This window comes from Micrococcus sp., from assembly GCF_034179925.1.
Lineage (GTDB): Bacteria > Actinomycetota > Actinomycetes > Actinomycetales > Micrococcaceae > Micrococcus.
Genome location: NZ_JAXFPG010000045.1, coordinates 16,431 through 37,389 on the forward strand (window position 1 = coordinate 16,431; position 20,959 = coordinate 37,389).

Sequence of the window (20,959 nt, forward strand, 5' to 3'; positions counted from 1 at the left end):
GACCATGGTGGCACCGACCCGCGGGAGGGGACGGTCACGCCGTCGAGACAGGGGGGCATCTGATGACATCGACTCTGATCCGGGCCGCGCTCAGCGTCCCGCTGGCCTTCAGCATCCTCGTCGTCGTGCTGGGGCTCGGCTCCGTGGTGCTGCCCGGGCCTGTGATGACCGGGATGTATGCGCTCTCCCTCCTGTCGCCGATCGTGGCGGCCGCGGGGATGACATTCGCCGGCCAGGGGGCATGGAGCGGCAGGGCCCTGGCCGTCGTCCTGGTCTGCTCGGCGCTGCGCATCGTCCTGTTCGTCCTGAACTCCACCGACCCGGGCTCCTACTACGTGTGGCCCGTCGACGCCGTCCTGAGCGCGGTGCTGTTCTTCGTGGGCTGGATGACCAGGTCGAGATGAGGCCCTCTCTCCCGGTCCTTCCCGGGAGGACGGCCTCGAGGAACGCCCTCAGCTCGTCGTGGGAGGCGTGCTGACGCCGTTGGGCATTGCCGCCTCGATCAGGCCCATGACTCCCTGGAGCCACTGTCCGGCGAGCTCCACATCGGGAGCGATTCCCGGGGGTGCTTCATCCAGTCCTGCCTTCACCTCGTCCAGTGCGGATTCGTACTGGCTGGACAGGGTGAGGACATGCTCGATACCGGGCGGCCAGGTGTGTGGAGGCCGGCGGGCAAGCGTGCGGCTGGTGGATCGGTAGGCGAAGGTGCGCCGGCAGAGATCGGCCAGCAACGGCAGATCCACGCCTCCGGGCCTTTCTGCGGCCTCCTGCCACAACACCTGGATGTCAACCAGATCATGTCCCCGGTTCTCAGCAGGATCGGTCACGGCGTGGATCTTCTGCGCCACCTGCTGCTCGATCGAGATGATGGACACCGGCCCGGGTGCTCCACAACCCAGCGCGGCGACCGCGGCCGCGACCTGCTCGGAGAGCACCAGGTCGGGTGGGGAGATTGCGGCACCGTCGAACTCGTCGACCCCGATTTCCAGAAGCACCGATGTCATGGTGGTCTTCGGCGTCAGGAAACACAGTCTCACCGTGTACGGCTGGAGGACGTACTGGGGCGGAACACCAGCCGGTGAGGCCTGACGTTGAGCTGCCACGCTCCCGAAGAACGCCACCCGCGGGCCGGCATTCGGGTCCTTCTTCAGCGCGCTCTTCGATGCGGGAACCTCACCCCATCCCCGCTCAAGATGAGCGGTCAGCGCTTCTACCGCGCGCCTCCGATCATGCGCGGTCACGTCGAGATCGCGCGTCGCTCGAGTCCCTGTCTCCCCGACCCGGATCTTCACCCCGATTCCGCCCTTGACCGCAGTATCGGAGGGCAGCATCTGCGCCACAATCGCGGCCCCCAACAGACGGCGCGCCCGTCTCTCCGGGACGCCCAGTGCCTCGGCGATGGAGGCCAGCCGCCGGTTGAGCTCGGCTTCAGTCCTCGGCGCGGCCTGCTGGGCCAACTCCGCCAGGCGCTCCATACGCGGATCTGCTGACGTCACCCCTCTCCCTCCTTCGTCGTGGCCCGGCCCTGATGGGGAGCGTTCAGTGGGACTTCGGTCTGTGCTCGTCCAGTCGCCGGGGGCTTGTTCTGCTGTCTGCACTGGACGGAGCGTGCGGCCGAGCGGAATCTGGTGAGCTGGGACGGGCCTATCAGGCCACGGGCTTCCGCCTCGAGGGCGGCCTGGTGGACTCGATCAAGCGGAATGCGCTCCAGTGCGTCCAGCAGAGCGCGCTCGACCGTCACCCCAGGAACCCCCTCGTGATACGTGAGGTCCTCTGCCGCAGGCGGCTGTGGGCGCTTCCTCACGCGTATGTGCGAGCGAGGCTTTCCCCGGTAGCGGCGTCCCACCCCGACCTGTACGAACGGTGGGTCGACCAGCGCCAGGTCATAGAGGGACAACACCGTGTCCCACTCCAGATACCCGTCCCGGCCAACCGTGGCCACCGCCTCGGCCGCGTCCGTGAAGCGGTCGCGGGGCACCTGGGTGTGCAGGTAGACACCGTGGGCCAGCCGCCTCAGCACCCCCCGTTGCGCCAGCTTGCGCAGCTCGACGGCAGGGACGTCGACCTCTTCGGCATCCGCCGTCGTCACCACGCCATGATTCCCTGACGCTACGTCCCATAGATCCTGGCGGTACGTCACCACAACACCCCTTCCGGATGTCGCAACCGTACCGAAAACGGTACGGTTTCGACAGTCCCTCGCCGCGTGGCTCTCCTCCCGGTGGCGCTCGGGCCGTACGGTGGTGTGTGCGGCGTCACCCTCCGGCGTCGTCCTGTGCACCCCGACCCGAGAGGACCACGATGACCGAGACCCCTGCCGCCAGCTCCCTGGGACGCATTCAGCACGTGACCGTGCTCGGAGCGGGCACGATGGGCTCCCAGATCGCCATGGTCTCCGCCCTCGCCGGCTTCAGCACCACCTGCGTGGACATCGCCGCCGAGCCCCTCGAACGAGCCCGGCAGGAGCTGTGGCGCCGCGTGGACCGGGACGTCGAGAAGGGCCGCCGCACCGCCGAGGACGTCGCCGCCGCGAAGGAGCGCCTGAGCTTCTCCACGGACCGCGACGCCGTCGTCGCCCACACGGACCTGGTGATCGAGGCCGCCGTCGAGAACCTCGAGGTCAAGCGGGAGATCTTCGCGTCCATGGACCAGGTGGCCCCTGAGCACACGATCCTGACCACCAACTCCTCCAACATCGTCTCCTCGAAGGTCGCCGACGCGACCGGCCGGCCGGAGAAGGTCTGCAACATGCACTTCTTCAACCCCGCGCTCGTGATGCAGGCCGTGGAGGTGGTGCCGAACGGCCAGACCTCCGCGCAGACCGTCGCCACGGTCAAGGCCCTCGCCGAGGCATTCGGCAAGACCGTGGTGGAGCTGAAGAGGGAGATCCCCGGCTTCGTGGCGAACCGCATGGTCGCCGCCCTCCGCAAGGAGGCCCTGGACCTGCTCGACGCCGGCGTGGCCGACGTGGAGAGCATCGACGCCGCCGCCAAGGCCGCCCTCAACCACCCGATGGGCCCGTTCGAGCTCATGGACCTGGTGGGGATCGACGTCGCCTACCTGATCCGCCAGGCTGAGTACGAACAGACCGGGGACGAGGCCTCCCTCCCGCACCCCCTGCTCAAGGCCAAGTACGAGTCCGGCGACTACGGCCGCAAGACCGGCAAGGGCTGGTACACCTACAGCGAGGACTGACCCCCACCGGCTCCGCCCTCGCCCGGCGAGCGCCAGGTGGAGGCGCCGGCCCAGAGCCACACCGCCCCGGCCGCCGTGACGGCCTGCGTGGTGAAACCGGCCCGGGGGTCCGGCCCGATCAGCAGGAGTATCCAGTGAATCGTCACGGGCAACACCTCGGCTCCTTCCGCATCACCCTGGACACGCGACCACCCAGGGCGGCCCGGAGGCCGACACCTGGGTGGTCGTTGAGGGGAGCTGACGCGGTCAGCGGCGCGGAGCGGCGGCGTCCGGGCCCTCGCCGGGGCGGACGGCACCGAGCGGGCGGACTTCCACGACCGGCGCCGGGGCACCCATGGCGGGGGCGGCCGGGGCGGCGGCAGGGGTGCCGAGCACGCGGGCGTTGGCCTCGGCCACCGCCTGCTTCTGCTGCGCGTAGGGGTCCACCGGGGCCTCGGCGCGCACCACGGGGATGTTCGCGGTGATCGGGCCCGGCACCGGAGCAGCCCACGGATCCTGGGTGGGCTTGGTCAGGGTCCACACGGCGTAGCCTGCACCCGCCACGGCGGCGGCCATGCCGGCCAGGACCCAGCCGCGGCCGCTGCTGCGGCGTTCGACTCCGGCCCGGCGGGCAAGGTCCTTCTTGGCCTGGTGCGCGTAGCCCTCGGCATTCTTGCGCAGGCGCTTGAGGGCCTTCTTGTCCCCGGTGAGGGCCACGAGCAGCTGCTCCACCGACGGGGGCACGTCCAGGTCGTGGGCGGTGCGCTCGGCGCGGTCCGCGGCGTCGGCCAGGCGGGCGGCGGCCTTCGGCACGTACTCGTCCCGGCGGTCCTGGGCGAAGCGTGCGGCCTGCTCCAGGCGGTCCTGCACCTGTGGGGCCAGCTCCTGGGAGCGATCCTGCAGCGCGGCCAGTGCGGCCCCGAGCACCCCGGCGGCGGTGAGGGCGCCCTTGCCGGCGACGTCCTTGGCCTGGGAGGCCTGGGCGGCGAACAGGCCCTGCGCGCGGTCGGCCTTCTTGGCGACCAGACGGCCGGTGCGGTCGGCCTTCTTGGCGAGCACGCCCTGGGCATGGTCCGCCTTCTTCGCGACCAGGCGGCCGGTGCGGTCGGCCTTCTTGGCGAGCACGCCCTGCGCGCGGTCGGCCTTCTTGGCCACGCGGCGGCCGGTGCGGTCGGCCTTCTTGGCCATCCGGCGGGCGGTGCGGCGGGCCTTGCGGGATCCCTTGCGGGCACCCTTGCCAGCGGCCGCAGCCTGCTTCTCGAGGTCCTTGCGCGCGTCGGCGGCCTTCTCCTGCACCACCTGGCCGGCCTCCTGGGCGCGGGCCTGGGCGGCCTCCAGAGCCTCCTGCACCGCCTTGCCGGCGGCACCGAGCCCGGCCAGCACGGCCGGGGCCATCTGCTGGTAGCGCTCCGTGACAGCCTTCTGCGCGGTGTCGGCGGCGTCCTTCACCTTCGGGGCCACCTCGCGCTGGGCCTCCTCGGCCATGCGGCGGCCCTCCTGGGCGGCGACGACGCCTCCCACCCGACCGTAGGCGGCACCGACCTCACCCCAGGCGCGGGCGGCCTCCACCCGGGGGGCTGCCCAATTGCGCAGGGCCGCGGCCTGCCGCGCGAGGCAGGTCTCCACCGCGCCGTTGTGCTCGATCTCAGTGCTCAGGTTCTTGCGGGCCATGATGCCTCCCGGTCTGGTCCTCTGATTCAGATTCGTGCGCGGAACGCATGGGCGTCCGCTGTTCTGCCCCCCACCCTAGTGGTGCGGGCCCGCCCTGGCACGGTCCCATCGGACGCGGGCTGGGGCGGGATTCGGCCCGTCGCGAAGACCTCTCCTTCCGCACCCCTCGGCCCCGGACGCCGGAGGCGGGTGGATGGAACAATGGCGCCATGACCAACGCAACCCACATCGCGACCATCCACACGAACCAGGGCGACATCGTCGTCGAGCTGTTCGGCAACCATGCGCCCAAGACCGTCAAGAACTTCGTGGGCCTGGCCACCGGCGAGCAGGAGTGGACCCACCCCCAGACCGGCGAGAAGAACAACGGCGCCCCCCTGTACTCCGGCACCGTGTTCCACCGCATCATCAAGGACTTCATGATCCAGGGCGGCGACCCGCTGGGCATCGGCGTCGGCGGCCCCGGGTACCAGTTCGGTGACGAGATCCACCCCGAGCTGCAGTTCGACCGCCCGTACCTGCTGGCCATGGCGAACGCCGGCCCCGGCACCAACGGCTCCCAGTTCTTCATCACCTCGGTGCCCACCGGCTGGCTCAACGGCCGCCACACCATCTTCGGCGAGGTCAAGGACGCCGAGTCCCAGAAGGTCGTGGACCGTCTGAACTCCGTGGCCACCGACCCCCGCGACCGCCCGCTCGAGGACGTCGTCATCGAGTCCATCGAGATCGCTGAGGCCTGAGCAGCGCGCTCGCGTGAGCACTGATCCCTCCGCACCGCACGGCCCGGATCCCGCAGACGGCACACCCTCGGTGAGCCCGCGGCATCCGGGCCGTGCGGCGTCTGCGCGCCATGCCCCCCGCACCCCGGTGATGTGGACCCTCCTGGGCCTCACCGTGGCCGTGTTCGCCCTGCAGTGGCTCTCCCGCACCGATCCGCAGGGGATCACCGCGGACCTCTGGTACGCGGGCCTGTACTCCTCAGACCTGGCCCCGGAGCCGTGGCGGATGCTCACCTACGCGTTCGTCCACGACGACGCCGGCCCCACGCACCTGGCGTTGAACATGGTGGCGCTGTGGATGCTCGGCCGCGTCCTCGAACCACTGCTGGGCTGGTGGCGGTTCCTCAGCCTCTATCTGCTCTCCGCCGTGGGCGGGGCGGTGTTCGCCCTGTGGACCACGCACCCGCTCCAGCCCGTGGTGGGGGCCTCCGGAGCGATCTACGGGCTCTTCGCCGCCCTGTTCTTCCTGGCCCGGTCCGCGGGAGGGCAGGTGCGCTCCATCGTGGTGCTCATTGCCCTGAACCTGGTGTTCTCCCTGCTGATCCCCGGGATCTCCTGGCAGGTGCACGTGGGCGGGCTGCTCACCGGTGCCCTGGTGGGGGCGGTTCTCACGGCCGTGGGCGGCCGTACGCGGGGCAGGGCCGGCGTCGTCGGTGCGGGCTCCCGGGTACGGGCCGGTGCGGCGGCGATCCACGCCGTGTGCTTGGTGGCGGTGCTGGCGCTGCTGGTGGGGCTCACCGCGGCCGGGGCGGAACGGGTGGTGCCGGCCCTGATGGGAGGCTGACGCCGGAACGTTGTCCACAGCGGGGTGTGCAGAGTTGTCCCCGGCGCCGTCCACACCTGTGGACAACGCCGGGGACAACGCCGTTCGGCCCGGTGGAACGCGGAAGGAGTTCTCCACAGGGTTGTCCACCGCTGTGGAGAATCACACGGGTGTCATTCGCTCCAGCGGGTCATCATCATGAACCCGAGCATCGCGATGCCCAGGCCCACCGCGATGTTCCAACCGCCCCACTGCAGCACGGGGAACAGGCCCTGGGTGAGGTAGTACGTCACCACCCACAGCAGGCCGAGGATCAGCAGGCCGAACATCACGGCCTTGTACCAGCGAGGCAGTGGGGCCGGGCCGGAGGCGGCCTCACCGCCCACCTCCGTGGTCACCGAGGGGCGGCGGCGCCCCCGGCGGCCGCGCAGCTCCGACTCGAGCCGGGCCCGCTTGCGGCGGGCCGAGTCCTTGCGATGGTCGGAGGCGGAGGAAGCCACGGATGTTCTCCTTCGAGCGGCCCGGCGGACGGGCGGAACGGGGTCGGGGGAGGGCGGGCGCCGCGGGGTATCCTGCAGGACCAGGGCGGATGGTCCAGGTGCACCGCGCCGAGGGTCGCCGCCCGGGCCAGTGTAAGCATCCGGCCGCCGCTCGGCGGGAGGGGAGACCGCCATGGAGACCAGCCGCCCGGAGGGCACCGCCCGGCCCGTGTCCGTGCTCGTCGTGGACAACTACGACAGCTTCGTCTACACCATCGTGGGCTACCTCGAGCAGCTCGGCGCCCGCACCACGGTGATCCGCAACGACGACGTCACCGCCGAACGCGCCCTGGAGCTCGCCGCCGAGCACACCGGCGTGCTCGTCTCCCCGGGCCCGGGGGCCCCCGCAGAGGCCGGGGTGTCCCTGGACCTCATCCGTTCCGCCGCCGACGGCGGCCGCCCCGTGTTCGGGGTGTGCCTGGGCCACCAGGCGATCGCCGAGACCTTCGGCGCCACCGTGACCCACGCCGAGTCCCTCATGCACGGCAAGACCTCCACCGTGCGGCACGGCGATCACCCCATGTTCGCGGGTGTGCCCACCCGATTCACCGCCACCCGGTACCACTCCCTCGCGGCTGTGCGGGACACCGTGGACGAGTCCGTCCTGGAGATCACCGCGGAGACCGACGACGGCGTGGTGATGGGCTTGGCGCACCGCACCGCGCCGCTGTGGGGCGTGCAGTTCCACCCCGAGTCCGTGCTCACCGAGGGCGGCCACCGCATGCTCGGCAACTGGTTGGAGTCCCTCGGGCTCACCGGGGCCGCGGCCCACGGGGCCACACTCAGTCCCCTCGTGCGTCAGCGCGGCTGAGAACCCGGTGCGTCAGCGCGGCTGAGAACCCCGTGCGGCAGCACGGCTGACCCTCGAGGGGCCGCCGGCCCCGCTCAGATGGTGGGCACCGGCTCGATCGAGGGTTCGGGCCAGGACGGGGCGATCCGCTGCCCCGGGGCCGTGGGCGTCACCACCGGCACGGGGGCGGGGGTCATCGAGGGGGCCGGCTCCGCCGTCGGGACCGGGTCGACCGGCAGGGCCGAGGGCTCCGCGGGGGCCGGTGAGGGCGTGGGCGCCTCCGGTGCCGGGGCGGGGTCCTCCACCACCGGACCGACGGTCGGCACGGACGAGGCGGTCGCCGCCGCCGTCGGCACCGCCTCCGGGGAGGTGATCAGGGTGAGCGTGGAGCGGTTGTCCACCCGCACGCCCGGCCGCGGATCCTGCAGGGCCACCACACCGGTCTCCGGGTCCGAGCCGGCCGGCCCCTGGAACCGCACCGTGAGGTCCGGGGCCTGATCGCGCAGGGTCCGGCGGGCGTCCGCGCCGGTCATGCCGGTGACGTCCGGGACGTCCACGGTGCCGTCGGAGAGGTGCAGCACCACCCCGGACCCGGCGGGCACCGTGGTGCCCAGCGCGGGCTCCGTGCCCACGAGGTCCCCGCGGGCCAGATCCCCGGAGGGCCGGTAGTCCACGGAGGCCACCCGCAGGCCCAGGCGCGCCAGCTCCTGACGCGCCGTCGCCTCCGGGGTGCCCCGCAGAGTGCCCGGCAGCACCACGTCTGCACCGGACTGCGCCACCGTCAGCTCGACGTCCGTGCCCGGGTGCACCGGGGTGCCCTCGCCCGGGTCCGCCCCCACCACGGTGCCCGGGGCGGCGCCGGGGCGCACGGTCTCCACGGTGTGGGAGTCCAGCCCCGCCGACTGCAGAGCCTCCTCGGCGGCGTCCACACTGAGGCCCACCACCTGGGGCACCTCGACCTCCTCCTGGCCCGGGTCCCACAGGCGGGGCAGGAACAGGCCGGCGGTCAGGGCCAGCAGTGCCAGCAGCACCACCAGGGCCAGCAGCCCCCGACGCGCGGGGCGCGGCCCGGAGGACGGCGGTGCCACCACCGGCTGCGCCCCGGTCACCACGGCGGTGCTCCCCGTGGGCGCGGCCTCCACGGAGGCGGCGGCGGCCAGCTGCGCCGCGGACGGCGAGCCCGGCACGGCGGCCCCGGCCACCGCGTGGCTGGGCGAGACCGGCGGCTCCGGCACGGCCGGCAGGGCCGCGGTCTCCCCCCGGGCCGCGGAGGCCGCCAACGCCCCGGCGGAGGGGCCGGCGTCGACCATGGGTAGCACGGAGGTGGGGGTGTCCGCCTCCGGTGCGGGGCGACGGTCCGCGGACTGCTCCGCGGCGGCCCTGTCAGCACCGTCAGCACTGTCGGCCCTGTCGGTACCTCTCACGACGCCGGCACCCCCCACAATGCCGGCACCGCCCATGACTCCGCCCCCCGCCCCGGAGGACGCGCCCGTCTCCCCGGCCTCGGCCCGGGCGGCGGCGTCGTCGAGGGCCTCCCGGAACTGCGCGGCGCTCTGGAAGCGCTCGGCCGGGTCCTTGCGCAGGGCGCGGTCGAGCAGGGCGTCGAAGACCGGCGGGAGCGTGGGGTCTACCGCCGAAACCGCCGGGGGCTCCTCGCGCACATGCTGGTAGGCCACCGCCAGGGGGCTGTCCCCCGTGAACGGGGGCCGGCCGGTGAGCAGTTCGAACAGCAGGCACCCGGCCGCGTAGAGGTCCGACCGGGCGTCCACCCGCTGGCCCTGCGCCTGCTCCGGGGCGATGTACAGGGCCGTGCCCACCACGGCCTGGGTGTGCTCGGTGTGGGCTGAGGTGTCCGAGAGCGCCCGGGCGATCCCGAAGTCCATCACCTTCACCGCACCCGAGCGAGTGACCATCACGTTCGCCGGCTTCACGTCCCGGTGGATGATCCGCTGCTCATGGGAGTGCTCGAGCGCCGAGAGCAGCCCACGCGTCCAGTCCACCGCCTGCCGCCAGGTCACCTCGCCCTCGTGGATGAGCTCGCGCAGGGTGCGGCCGTCCACATGCTCCATCACCAGGTAGGGGCAGTCCACGCGGTGGTGGTGGCCGTCCTCCAAGGTGGCGGTGCCGGTGTCGTACACCGCCACGATCGCCGGATGGTTCAGGGCGGCGGCACTACGGGCCTCCTGGCGGAATCGGGCCTGGAACTGCGGGTCCCGGGCCAGGTCCGGGCGCATCATCTTGATGGCCACGGTGCGGTCCAGGAGCAGATCCGTGCCCTGCAGGACGTCCGCCATCCCGCCGCGTCCGATCATGTCGTCCACGCGGTAGCGGTCGTGGAGGATGCGCTGCTGGGGCATGCGTCCGCTCCTGGGTCCTGGGTGCCTGTGCTCGGTTCGGGAGACTCAGCCGGCGGGAGTCGGCTCGGTGTCGCCCGCCGTGGGGGAGGCGGGGTCGGCGGGGGTCGGGTCTGCGGCCGAGGCGTCCGCGCCGCCGGGGGAGGGCGCGCCGGGGGACTCCGTGGCACCCGGGTCCGTGGTGGACGCCGGGCCGGTCGGGTCTGCAGCGCCCGGGTCCGTTCCCGGGCCCGGGTCAGTGGTGCCCGGCTCCGCGCCCTGGCCGGGGGTCGGGTCGGCCGGGGCCGACGTCGGCTCCTCCGGGGCCGGGGAGGTGGCCTCGGAGGTCGGTGCGGTCGGCTCCGTGGGGGCCGCCGAGGGCTCAGCGGACGGGGCCTGCGTGGGAGCCAGGGTGGCCGGCTGGGTGGCCGACCCGGCCCCACCGGAAGTCGCGACGATCACCTGCACGGGGGTGTCATACCGGTGGCGTTCACCTTCACCGGGCACCACCCGCACGACCTCGCCCTCAGCCCCGGAGGCCTGCGGGTCGTCCACACGGTCCACGGAGAAGCCGCGCTCGCGCAGCAGGGTGGTCACGGTGTCCACCGGGTGGCCGACCAGGTCCGCCGGCACGGTGCCCATGCCCGTGGACACGGCCAGGGTGACGGTGTCCCCGCGCTGCAGGCTTCCGGTGGGGTTGACCTCTACCACGGTGCCCTCCGGGTGGGAGTCGTCCCGACGCTCCTCCTGGACCGTCAGGCCCAGGCGCTCGAGCTCGGCACGCACCTCGGAGGCCGGGCACCCGGTGTAGGCGGCCGCATCCACGGTGATCGCCGAACCCGTGGACTCCGTGGGCGACGGCGCCGGCTCGCCCGGCCCCGCCCCGTCCCGGGTGAGCCACGGCAGCAGGAATGCGCCCACCAGTGCGAACACGACCAGCGCCAGCAGTGCGAACAGCGGCCACCGGTTCCGCGGCCGCCGGCCCGTGCCGTCCGGGGAAGAAGGCACAGGGGTGGGACGGGTGATGGGCCGGACCTCACGACGCGCGGCCACGCCCTCCGGCTCGGACGCACCGGCACCCGGGTCGGTCGCCCCCGCAGCGCCGGCCGCAGCCGCGGCACCGGCGGCGCCAACACCGGCCAGACCGGCCAGGCTGCCCGAGGAACCCGGATCTGCGGCCTCGGGAGTCACCGGCATCGCCGCCGTGGCTGGCGCGGCCTCCCCCGGCGCGGGCCGGGAGCCGGCCCCCAGCTGAGGTGCGGTGCCGAGCACGGTGGTGGCGGCGTCGTCGTCCCCGGAAGAGGACAGGCCCTCATCCTCGAGGAACACGCCGAGGGCGGGCACCGCCGTCACCGCACCCGGGACATCCTTGAGGCGCAGCGCCTCAGCGGCCTCCGAGAGCGCAGTGGCATCCGACGGCCGCTCCTTCGGATCCTTGGAGAGCATGCACATGATCAGCGCCCGCACCGGCGCCGGGACGGACTCCGGCAGCGGCGGCGGGGCATCGTTGACCTGCGCCAGGGCGATCGCGATCTGCGACTCCCCCGTGAACGGACGGTGCCCCACGAGGGCCTCGTAGCCGATGATGCCCAGCGAGTAGATGTCCGAGGACCCGGTGGCCTGCTGGCCCGTGGCCTGCTCAGGCGCCAAGTACTGGGCGGTGCCCATCACCTGGCCGGTGGCGGTCAGGGGCACCTGGTCGGCGAGACGGGCGATGCCGAAGTCCGTGACCTTCACCCGGCCGGAGGGCGTGATCATCAGGTTGCCCGGCTTCACGTCGCGGTGCACCAGGCCCTGGGCGTGCGCGGCGGAGAGCGCGGCCGCGGTCTGCCGGATGATGCTGAGCGTGCGGTCCGGGGAGAGCGTGGAGTCCTTCTCGAGGATGGCCGAGAGCGGCTGGCCGGGCACCAGCTCCATCACCAGGTAGGCCGAGCCCTTCTCCTCCCCGTAGTCGTACACGTTCGCGACCCCGGGATGGTTGAGTAGCGCGGTGTGCTGGGCCTCCGCGCGGAAGCGGCGCAGGAAGTTCGGGTCGCCCGTGTACTCCTCCTTGAGGATCTTCACGGCCGTGAGGCGGCCCAGCACCTTGTCGCGGGCCTTCCAGACCTCACCCATGCCGCCGATCGCGATGCGATCGGTCAGCTGGTACCGGCCTCCCAGGGTGATGCCCGATGTCGGCCTCATTCTGCGACCACCGCCTCCATGATGCTCTGCATGCTCTCCACCGCTGTCGTGTGTCCGTCGTTCATGTCGTGGTCCTCGATGACCATGGTCACCGCGGCCACCGGGTTCTCCGCGGGCGCGAAGCCCGTGATCCAGGTGTGCACCCGGTCCGTGCCGTCGATCTGCGCCGTGCCGGTCTTGGCGGCGATCCGCACCCGGTCGGACCGGGCGCCGGCGGCACTGCCGCTCTCCACGGTCTCCACCATCATCGCCGTGATCTGCTCGGCCACGCGCGCCTCCATCGCCCGCCCCCGCTCGTGCGGGGTGAACTGCTGGGCGATCGTCAGATCCGGGCGGCGCACGGCCTCCACCAGCTCCGGCCGCATCACCACCCCGCCGTTCGCGATGGCTGCCGCCACCGTGTTCATCTGCAGCGCCGTGGCCTGCACGTCCCGCTGGCCGATCGCCGACTGGGCCAGCGCCGCGTCGTCGAGATCCTCCGGGAAGCGTGAGGCCGCCACCGGCAGCGGCATGGCGGACTCCTCGTTGAACCCGAACCGCTCCGCGGTCTGGCGGATGCGGTCCTGCCCGAGCTCCACGGCCGCCTGCGCGAATGGGGTGTTGCACGAGTTCGCCAGGATCCATGTGAGGCTGGCCCGCCCGACGGCGTCGCATCGGCCGCCTGCGAAGTTGCCCATCTGGGTGGTGGTACCCGGCAGAGTCCACCGTGTGGGCACGTCCAGCTGGTCGTCCGGGCTGTACCTGCCGGACTCGAGCATCGCCACGAGGTCGATCAGCTTGAACGTGGAACCGGGGGAGACCGTCTGCTCGGTCGGGCGGTTCAGGTAGGCGCTCGCCCCGGGGACGGCGTCGATCTCCGCCATGGCCGCCTGGGCCTGGGAGGAGCGGTGCGAGGAGACCCCGTTCGCGTCGAAGCTCGGCTTCGAGGCCATCGCCAGGATGCGCCCCGTGGAGGGCTCGGTCACCACGATCGACCCGCGGACGCCGTCCGGGATGAGGCTGTAGGCCAGGCGCTGCAGCTGCGGGTCCAGGGTGAGCTCCACCTGGTCGCCCTCCGGGGTGGAGCCCGTGATGATCTCCATGGCCCGATCCACGAACTGGGAGGTCGGGGTGCCGGCGAGGGCGTCGTTCATCTCCCGCTCAAGGCCCTCGGTGCCGTAGGTGAGCGAGTAGAACCCGGTCAGCGGGGCGTACAGCTCCGAGTCCCTGTACACCCGCTGGTAGGTGTAGGCGTCGTCCGAGGGCACCGACTCGGCGATCGGCGCGCCGTCCACGAGGATCGGCCCGCGCGGGGCGCCGAACTCCAGGTAGATCTGCCGCGAGTTCAGTGCGTTGGCCTTCAACGCGTCCGAGGCCACCACCTGGATCACCGAGGCCGCCGTGGCCAGCACCAGGAACATCGCGGCCATCACCAGCCAGGTGCGTCGGATCGCCTCGTTCACCGCGTCTCACCTCCTCGGGGCGCCTCGGCGTGGGCCGGGGCGGTGGCCTGCGTGGGGCCCGTGGTGTGCGCCGGAGCGGGCAGCTCGGCGCCCGGGTCCAGGTGTCCCGCCCCCGGGCCGGAGGCGTTCACCATGCCCTCCACCACGGCGGGACGACGCGCGGCGTGCGAGATCCGCAGCAGCAGCCCCACGATGATCCAGTTGGCCAGCAGCGAGGAGCCACCGGCTGCGAGGAACGGGGTGGTCAGGCCGGTCAGCGGGAGCACCAGGGTGACTCCGCCCATCACCACGAAGATCTGCCAGGCCATGGTGAACGCCAACCCTGCGGCGAGCACCTTGCCGAACGCGTCCCGCACGCCCAGAGCCGCACGCACCATGCGGGTCACCAGCAGCAGGTACAGCACCAGGACGGCGGCCAGGCCCACGAACCCGAGTTCCTCACCGATGGCCGCGAGGATCATGTCCGAGAAGGACAACGGCACCTGGGTGGGGTTCCCGGCACCCAAGCCGGTGCCCATCAGGCCGCCCGAGGCCATCGCGAACAGGCCTTGCACCACCTGGTAGGAGCCGCCGAAGTCCCGGCGGTAGATCTCCGGGTCGAAGGCGTTGAGCCAGATCTCGAACCGGGCCGTCACATGCGGCATGAACAGGAACGCGAGCACGGCACCGGCCCCCACCAGGGCCAGGCCCAGCAGGATCCACGAGGCCCGGGACGTGGCCACGTAGAGCATCGCCATGAACATGCCGAAGAACAGCAGGGCGGAGCCGAGATCCCGCTGGAACACCAACACCCCCAGGGCCACCAGCCAGGCCGCCAGCAGCGGGCCGAGGTCCCGGGCGCGAGGGAACGTCATCGGGCCCACCTTCCGGCCCGCGAGGAGGATGAGGTCCCGGTTGGCCGAGAGGTACCCGGCGAAGAAGATCGCCAGCGTGATCTTGGCGATCTCGCCGGGCTGGAAGGTGCCCACGCCCAGGTTGATCCAGATGCGGGCACCGTTGGCCACCAGGCCGAGCCCGGGGATCAGCGGCAGCAGCAGGAGCAGGCCGGAGAGCCCGAGGAACACGTAGGGCCAGCGGCGCAGCAGGCGGTGGTCCCGCACGAGGGTCACCAGCGCCGCCGCCACCAGCACCGCCAGTACCGACCACACCAGCTGGGTGCGTGGGGTGGCTGCGGCGGTGTCCGCGCTGAGCCGGTGGATCACGGCGATCCCGAGCCCGTTGAGCAGCACGGTGATCGGCAGGATGAACGGGTCTGCGTACCGGGCGCGCACCCGCAGCACCACGTGCAGCAGCAGGGCCGCGCCGCCGAGCACGCACAGGGGCACCACTGCGGAGGCCTCCACCGATCCGGTGGTGCTGAGCACCCCGAGCAGGTCTGCGCCCAGCCCGAGCCCGATGGCCGCCAGCAGCAGCATCAATTCCGTGGTGCGGCGCGGGCGGGAGGGGGAGATCACGTCGGTCATGGGCGCGCGCTCCCTTCAGTGGGTGCGGGGCTTCCCGAGGGCGCAGGGGCCCTGGTGGGTGTGGGTGTGCTCGATGGTGTGGGGGCCTCGGGGGAGGCAGGGGAGTGGTCGGGGGCCAGGGACCCCTCCAGCTCGGCGACGATCTGCTCGGCATGGTCCAGGTCCCGGGCGGCCATGCCGTCCCGCACCCGTTCCTGCGCATAGGGCGGCAACGCGTCCACGGACACGTCCGTGCGGCGGTCCACATGGGAGAGCTCGAGCGGGCCCAGCCGCTGCGGCACCCCCTTGTACACGGCCACGGTGCCGGCGTCCTCGCCCACGTAGTACTGGGTCTGGGTCCACAGGTAGCCCCACAGCACCACCGCACCCAGCAACAGTGCCAGCAGGGCGGTGAACACGGGGAAGAACCAGCCGCGGCGGTACTCCACCGGCCGCACGGGGAGGACCTCAGGGCGGGGGCTGCCGGCGGTGTCCGCCTCCGCGCCCGGGCCGCCGGCGCTCGAGGCCGTGTCGGCGGCTGCCGGTGTGCCCTGCCCCTCAGCCCCGGCCCGCTCTTGGGAGACGACGACGTCGGCCTGCCCACCGTCGGCGCCCGCCGCGCCCTCCCCCTCGGCCGGGGAGCCTGCGGCAGAGGACGGCTGCACGGCCTCATCGGCGAGGGCCGCGGCGACAGGGGCCCCGGCGGTCCGGCGCGGGCGGTTCTCCGGCACCGGGCTCTCCCCGAGCAGCACGGCGGCCCGACGCCGCGTGGAGCTGCGCGTGACCACCGGGATCCGGTCCGTGCGGACTGCCGAGTCCGCCGCACCCACCAGCACATGGGGGCGGGCGTCGAGGTCCTCACGGAGCAGGCGCCCGGAGACCGGCCCCCTTTCCGCCGGATGTGCCGCCGCGAGGGCCTCCTCGCTCAGGTGCACGTGCTGGGCCGGGGTCAGCTCCTCCGCGGTGGCCTCGGCGATCTCGAACACCACCACGGTCACGTTGTCCGGTGCCCCGCCGGCCAGAGTGCGCTCCACCAGGGCCTCCGCCGCCGCATCCAGGCTCTCCGCGCCGGTGAGGATCTCCTCGATCCGTGCCGTGGACAGCACATCCGTGAGCCCGTCCGAGCACAGCAGCCACCGCTCCCCGGGCTCCACCGCCACCGCGAACACGTCCAGTTCCGGAGAGGCGTCCACATCCCCGAGCACCCGCATCAGCACGTTCTTGTTCGGGTGGTGTTGGGCCTCGGCGGGGTCCAGCCGGCCCTCGTCCACGAGCCGCTGCACGAACGTGTGGTCCCGGGTCACCTGGGACATCTGGCCCCCGCGGACGCGGTACGCCCGGGAGTCCCCGATGTGCGCCATGTGCAGGGTGGTGCCCGCCAGCAGGGCCGCCGTGCAGGTGGTGCCCATGCCGGCCAGCTTCGGGTTCGCGTGCACGAGCTCGTTCAGCACGAGGTTCGCGTTCTGGATCTCGTCCGGCAGCACCGTGGCCGGGTCCTCGTAGCCGACGTCGTCCAGGTGGGCGAGGTCCAGCACCGCCGAGGCGCTGGCCACGTCACCGCCCACATGCCCGCCCATGCCGTCCGCGAGGACGGCCAGGTGACGGCCCACGTAGGCGGAGTCGTCGTTCTTGGCGCGGACACGGCCGACGTCGGAACGGGCGGCGTAGTGGAGGACGTAGGGCATGGATCAGGCCTCGAGCCCCATCACGGTCTTGCCGATCCGGATGGTCGAGTCCGGGCCCACCGGCAGGGCACGGGAGACGGGCGAACCGTCCACATAGGTGCCGTTCGTGGAGCCGAGATCCTCCAGGAACCAGCGGGTGCCCTGCGGGAACAGGCGCGCATGCCGGCCGGAGGCGTAGTCGTCCACGAGCACGAGGTCCGCGTCCTGGGCGCGGCCCAGCAGCAGCGGGGAGGCGTTCAGGTCCACCCGATGCCCGGCCAATGGGCCCTCCAGCACCACGAGGGTGCGCGCCAGGCGCGGGGCCGGCACCGTGGGTGTCGCTGCGGTGGCCGTCCGGGGCGGGGCTGCAGCGGACGACGCCGGCACCGGCCGGGAGGCAGCCAGCGCAGAGCCGGCCGCAGGCACCGCGGTGACCAGGGCGGCGTCGCGCTGGGCCTGTTCGAGGCGCGTCTTGTTGCGGCGTCCGACCACGAGGTCGCGCCCCTGCGCCATGACGATCGAGACGATGAGGATCCACAGCGCCAGGAGGAGCCCGAGGCGCAGCGCGGCGACGGCCAGCTCGTTCATGCCCTTCTCCTCCCGGTCCCGGTGGCATGGAAGACCAGGTCGGTCTGGCCCACGGTGATGCGATCACCCTCCCGCAGTGTGACGGAGCCGTCAACGCGGCGTCCGTTCACGACGACGCCGTTGCGGCTGCCCAGATCCACGAGCGTCACCGTGGAGCCCACCCGGATCAGGCGCAGGTGCTCGCGGGAGACCGAGGAGTCCGGCACCACGATGTCCGCGCGCTCGGCCGAGCGGCCCAGCACCGAGTCCCCCACCGCCAGCGGGTGCAGCGCCCCGTGGAACTCCAGGGCCGGGGCCGGGTCCGCACCGCCGCGGGGCAGCACCACGGTGGCCTGGTCCGACGACGCCGGGCGCGGGACCTCCGGATGCGCCGGCCGCGCAGGCGCCTGCTGCGGAGGGCTCTGATGCGAAGGGGCCTGGTGCCGCGGGGGCCGCGAGTGCGCCGGTGCCGGCGTGGGGGTCGGGGCGGCGGCCTGCGGGGCTGTCTGGCGCGGGGCGGCGGGGCGGGGCCCCCCCTGGGAGGTGGGGACCGGCGTCGGCGCGGAATCCGCGGTGGGCGAGGCGCCGTCGTCGAGCCTGGCCTGGACCTCGATGCGCCCAGGGCGCAGGGACCCGTCAGCGTGGAAGGCGACCCGCACCGAGCCCGGCAGGGCGTACCCCTGGCTCTGGGCATGGCGGATGACCTCGTCGCACAGCTCGGTGGCCAGCGCCGCACCCCACAGGCGGGCGCGCTCGAAGTCCGGGCCGGAGAAGAGGACGGTGAAGTCGTTGGGCGCAACCGTGTGGCCCTCGGACAGGGTGAAGGACTCGGTGTCCATCGCCTGCCGGAGGGCATGAGCGATCTCCACCGGCTTCACGGCACGCGCGCCACCGGCGGAGAAAGCGGAGCGCACGGCCTTCTCGATGCCGCGCTCCAGGGTGTCCAGAAGTCCCACGCCGGGGCTCCTCTCCGAGGGATCGTCGCCCCCGATACTACGGTCCGGCGGCCCCGCCGAGGGTGGGAGGCGGCTGGGAGCGGGCCGGGTGGGGACGACGCGCGGGCCGGACGAGGGCGGCTGCGGGCGGGTGAGAGCGCCGAGTCGGGGCTCGGATTTGCGGCTGGCGCGGGCGCGGGTGTAGGCTGTTCCTCGCTGCCTGCGGCAATGCTCCGGTTCCACCGGACCGCGCTGGAGGCGAGCCGCTCGCGCGAGTGGCGGAATAGGTAGACGCGCTGGCTTCAGGTGCCAGTGTTCGAAAGGACGTGGGGGTTCAAGTCCCCCCTCGCGCACCGCGGGCCGTTTGTAAGACGGCCAAGGAACGGTTTGTACGTTCCAACCTGGAAGCCCCCGGGAGCCTCGGAAGAGACTCCCGGGGGCTTCTTCGTGCCCCGACGGCGGGGCCGGCGGCACCTTCGACGCTCCGGTATGCAAGCGCTCCGCGGCGGCCTCGGCCACGAGGCGTCGATCCAGCGGGAGTCGACCCGTGGACTTCGGAGCCGGGAACATCGGGCCGATCATGGCCCAGAGCGTCCTACAAACGGCCCACCGCACAGGAGGCCCCGGCCGACTCGGAAGAGTCGACCGGGGCCTTCGTGCTTCCCGGGCTGGCCATGGTGCTCGGGCTCTCGGGCTCCCCGGTTCTCAGGCTTGCCGCCGACTACCCCCACTCTCTTTGCTCCGGGGGCGAATGTGGCCGTTATTCCACCCGAATTCCGGCCACTTGCGCCCCCGGAGCGTATGGGGGGAGCGCTGGGGGAGGGACTCGGAGCGTATGGAAGGGGAGTGCTCGGGGACGTCTCGAACCGCGGGACGGGTCGGATCTCTGAGAGACTGGAACTCTCGCATCACATTCACAGAATGAGGTCCGTGCATGGCACATCCCACCGGCTCCCGGCCGTCCTCCGCGCCCCCACCGGGCGGGCTCCCACCCGAGACAGCCCCTCACCTCCTCGTGCCCGAGACCTCCCGCGACGGCCACTCCGTGGGCACCGAGACCCAGACCCTGGACCTGCACGGGCTGCACACCCGGTCCGGCCGCTTCGGCGTCGGCTCCGCCGTGTTCTCCGCGCTCGCAGCCGTCGTCGTGGCCATCGCCGTGTTCTTCTCCGTGCAGTCCGCCACCTCCGGCACGGACGTGCGCTCCCACATGACCCTGATCGCCCCCGCCGCAGCCGGCGGCGGCTGGGACACCTTCCAGCGGGAGATGCAGCAGACCCTGCGCGCCAACCAGATCGTGAACAACGTGCAGGTGGTGAACATCCCCGGCGCCGGCGGCACCATCGGCCTGGGCCAGCTCTCCCAGATGAGCGAGCCCAACGTGCTCATGGTCGGCGGCACCGGGCAGATCGCCGCGCAGATCGACAAGAACACCCCCGCCAAGATCCAGGACGTGCAACCCGTGGCGCGCGTCGTGGAGGAGTACGACCTCGTCGTCGTCCCCGCCGACTCGCCCTACCAGGACATGGCCGAACTCGTGCAGGCCTGGAAGCGCAACCCCCAGGCCCTCGCCTGGTCCGGCGGCGGCTCCTTCGACCAGCTCGTGGTCACCGAGATCGCCGTCCAGTCCGACGTTCCCCCCTCGGCCATCACCTTCATCCCCGCCGACGGCGGCGGCGAGGTGGTGCAGGCCATGCTCAACGGCACCGTCCAGGCCGCCACCGGAGGCGTCGCGGACATGTACCCCCACGTGGAGTCCGGGCGGCTGCGCGTGCTCGGGGTGGCCTCCGAAGAGCGCCTCGAGGGTCTCGACGTCCCCACCCTGCGGGAGCAGGGCCTGGACGTGACCCTCACGAACTGGCGTGCCCTCTTCGCCCCGCCCGGGCTGAGCGCCGAGCAGATCGACCAGCTCCAGGAGGTGGTGGCCGAGGCCGTCCAGACCCCCGAATGGCAGGCCACCGTGGAGCGCAACTACTGGCGCGCCGTCCCCCTGCAGGACGAGGAGATGGACACGTTCGTCCAGGACGAGATCGACCGCATCCGCGGCCTGTACGAGGAGATCGGATCATGAGCACCACCTCGGCCACCGGCCCCGCCCCCGGCGGGATCGGGCCCCACCCCACCGGAAGGCGCCCCGCCACGCACGACGCGCGGGCCGACGTCGGGCGCCCCGGCCCCCGTCCGATCGGCGCGGGCACCTGGTTCGCCGGCCGGGCCGGCCTGATCATGCCGCTGCTGGTGGCCGCCTGGAGCATCTTCCTGCTCGTCGGCTCCGCCACCATGGACGACCGCGGCGCAGCCTTCCCCGGCCCGCAGTTCTTCCCCACCCTGCTCGGCTGGGCCGGCCTGGCCCTCGCCCTGGCCCAGACGGTGGCGTTGGTGCGGACCCCCGAGCACCCCGAGGACTCCTCGGGCCGCACCTGGCGCACCCACTCGGACCCGGCCGCCCTGGCCTGGACGGGTGGAGGCTTCCTGGCCTTCACACTCCTGCTGCCCTGGCTCGGCTGGATCCTCGCCGGGGCCCTGCTGTTCTGGTGTGTGGCACACGGCTTCGGCTCGCGCCGGCCCGGCTTCGACGTCGTCGTCGCCCTGTTCATGTCCTCGGCCACCTACCTGGCGTTCGACGTGGGACTGGGCCTGACCCTGCCTTCGGGCATCCTGGGAGGCGGATTCTGA

At 72.6% G+C, this 20,959-nt stretch carries 18 protein-coding genes and 1 tRNA gene; 8 read left to right on the plus strand and 11 right to left on the minus strand.

Going from position 1 to position 20,959, the window contains the following annotated elements:
• Window positions 1-62 precede the first annotated feature (62 nt).
• Window positions 63-404 (plus strand): hypothetical protein, encoded by a 342-nt coding sequence (locus tag SPI96_RS08800; protein WP_321081991.1) that lies wholly within the window; start codon window positions 63-65, stop codon window positions 402-404.
• 48 nt (window positions 405-452) lie between these two features.
• Here the strand turns inward: SPI96_RS08800 and SPI96_RS08805 are convergent, their stop codons facing one another.
• Both SPI96_RS08805 and SPI96_RS08810 read right to left on the minus strand, forming a co-directional pair.
• The gene (locus SPI96_RS08805) at window positions 453-1,496 is read right to left on the minus strand and encodes a nucleotidyl transferase AbiEii/AbiGii toxin family protein (protein ID WP_321081992.1); all 1,044 of its coding nucleotides are present in this window, start codon (window positions 1,494-1,496) and stop codon (window positions 453-455) included.
• Window positions 1,493-2,143 (minus strand): type IV toxin-antitoxin system AbiEi family antitoxin domain-containing protein, encoded by a 651-nt coding sequence (locus tag SPI96_RS08810; RefSeq protein ID WP_321081993.1) that lies wholly within the window; start codon window positions 2,141-2,143, stop codon window positions 1,493-1,495. Before SPI96_RS08810 ends, SPI96_RS08805 begins: the two co-directional genes overlap by 4 nt.
• Before the next feature lie 158 nt (window positions 2,144-2,301).
• Between SPI96_RS08810 and SPI96_RS08815 the strand changes: the two genes are divergently transcribed.
• Entirely contained in the window at window positions 2,302-3,195 is an 894-nt protein-coding gene (locus SPI96_RS08815) for a 3-hydroxyacyl-CoA dehydrogenase family protein (RefSeq protein WP_321081994.1), read from the plus strand.
• A 246-nt stretch (window positions 3,196-3,441) separates the two neighbouring features.
• On the opposite strand, the gene SPI96_RS08820 is transcribed toward SPI96_RS08815, so the two are convergent.
• The gene (locus SPI96_RS08820) at window positions 3,442-4,845 is read right to left on the minus strand and encodes a hypothetical protein (RefSeq protein ID WP_321081995.1); all 1,404 of its coding nucleotides are present in this window, start codon (window positions 4,843-4,845) and stop codon (window positions 3,442-3,444) included.
• 209 nt (window positions 4,846-5,054) lie between these two features.
• On the opposite strand from SPI96_RS08820, the gene SPI96_RS08825 reads away from it, so the two are divergent.
• Window positions 5,055-5,585 (plus strand): peptidylprolyl isomerase, encoded by a 531-nt coding sequence (locus SPI96_RS08825; protein ID WP_321081996.1) that lies wholly within the window; start codon window positions 5,055-5,057, stop codon window positions 5,583-5,585.
• A gap of 13 nt (window positions 5,586-5,598) precedes the next feature.
• Complete coding sequence (locus SPI96_RS08830) at window positions 5,599-6,408, plus strand: rhomboid family intramembrane serine protease (protein ID WP_321081997.1); 810 nt, start codon at window positions 5,599-5,601, stop codon at window positions 6,406-6,408.
• 152 nt (window positions 6,409-6,560) lie between these two features.
• On the opposite strand, the gene SPI96_RS08835 is transcribed toward SPI96_RS08830, so the two are convergent.
• Window positions 6,561-6,887: a cell division protein CrgA gene (locus tag SPI96_RS08835; protein WP_321081998.1), complete on the minus strand. Its 327-nt coding sequence runs from the start codon at window positions 6,885-6,887 to the stop codon at window positions 6,561-6,563.
• Window positions 6,888-7,059: 172 nt separating this feature from the next.
• Here SPI96_RS08835 and SPI96_RS08840 point away from each other — a divergent pair, with 172 nt between their 5' ends.
• Entirely contained in the window at window positions 7,060-7,737 is a 678-nt protein-coding gene (locus SPI96_RS08840; RefSeq protein WP_321081999.1) for an aminodeoxychorismate/anthranilate synthase component II, read from the plus strand.
• A gap of 74 nt (window positions 7,738-7,811) precedes the next feature.
• On the opposite strand, the gene SPI96_RS08845 is transcribed toward SPI96_RS08840, so the two are convergent.
• The 7 genes from SPI96_RS08845 to SPI96_RS08875 are packed head-to-tail and all read right to left on the minus strand — an operon-like array spanning window position 7,812 to window position 18,304.
• A complete protein-coding gene (locus SPI96_RS08845; RefSeq protein ID WP_321082000.1) occupies window positions 7,812-10,073 on the minus strand; it encodes a protein kinase domain-containing protein in 2,262 nt (753 codons plus the stop codon).
• A 45-nt stretch (window positions 10,074-10,118) separates the two neighbouring features.
• Window positions 10,119-12,233, minus strand: a complete 2,115-nt coding sequence (locus SPI96_RS08850; RefSeq protein ID WP_321082001.1) for a protein kinase domain-containing protein — start codon at window positions 12,231-12,233, stop codon at window positions 10,119-10,121.
• Entirely contained in the window at window positions 12,230-13,675 is a 1,446-nt protein-coding gene (locus SPI96_RS08855) for a peptidoglycan D,D-transpeptidase FtsI family protein (RefSeq protein WP_321082002.1), read from the minus strand. Before SPI96_RS08855 ends, SPI96_RS08850 begins: the two co-directional genes overlap by 4 nt.
• On the minus strand, window positions 13,672-15,138 hold the full coding sequence (locus SPI96_RS08860; protein WP_321082003.1) for an FtsW/RodA/SpoVE family cell cycle protein: 1,467 nt from the start codon (window positions 15,136-15,138) through the stop codon (window positions 13,672-13,674). The genes SPI96_RS08855 and SPI96_RS08860 overlap by 4 nt, the downstream gene beginning before the upstream one ends.
• Window positions 15,135-16,802 carry a PP2C family serine/threonine-protein phosphatase gene (locus SPI96_RS08865; protein WP_321082004.1) on the minus strand — a complete coding sequence of 556 codons (1,668 nt, stop codon included), beginning with the start codon at window positions 16,800-16,802 and terminating at the stop codon, window positions 15,135-15,137. The genes SPI96_RS08860 and SPI96_RS08865 overlap by 4 nt, the downstream gene beginning before the upstream one ends.
• 3 nt (window positions 16,803-16,805) lie before the next feature.
• Window positions 16,806-17,369, minus strand: coding sequence for an FHA domain-containing protein (locus tag SPI96_RS08870; protein ID WP_321082005.1), 564 nt, complete (start codon window positions 17,367-17,369; stop codon window positions 16,806-16,808).
• Window positions 17,366-18,304, minus strand: a complete 939-nt coding sequence (locus SPI96_RS08875; RefSeq protein ID WP_321082006.1) for an FhaA domain-containing protein — start codon at window positions 18,302-18,304, stop codon at window positions 17,366-17,368. The genes SPI96_RS08870 and SPI96_RS08875 overlap by 4 nt, the downstream gene beginning before the upstream one ends.
• A gap of 248 nt (window positions 18,305-18,552) precedes the next feature.
• On the opposite strand from SPI96_RS08875, the gene SPI96_RS08880 reads away from it, so the two are divergent.
• From SPI96_RS08880 to SPI96_RS08890, 3 genes are all read left to right on the plus strand, one after another.
• Window positions 18,553-18,636: transfer RNA gene (locus SPI96_RS08880), tRNA-Leu, on the plus strand.
• A gap of 662 nt (window positions 18,637-19,298) precedes the next feature.
• Window positions 19,299-20,354, plus strand: a complete 1,056-nt coding sequence (locus SPI96_RS08885) for a tripartite tricarboxylate transporter substrate binding protein (protein WP_321082007.1) — start codon at window positions 19,299-19,301, stop codon at window positions 20,352-20,354.
• A complete protein-coding gene (locus SPI96_RS08890) occupies window positions 20,351-20,959 on the plus strand; it encodes a tripartite tricarboxylate transporter TctB family protein (protein ID WP_321082008.1) in 609 nt (202 codons plus the stop codon). Before SPI96_RS08885 ends, SPI96_RS08890 begins: the two co-directional genes overlap by 4 nt.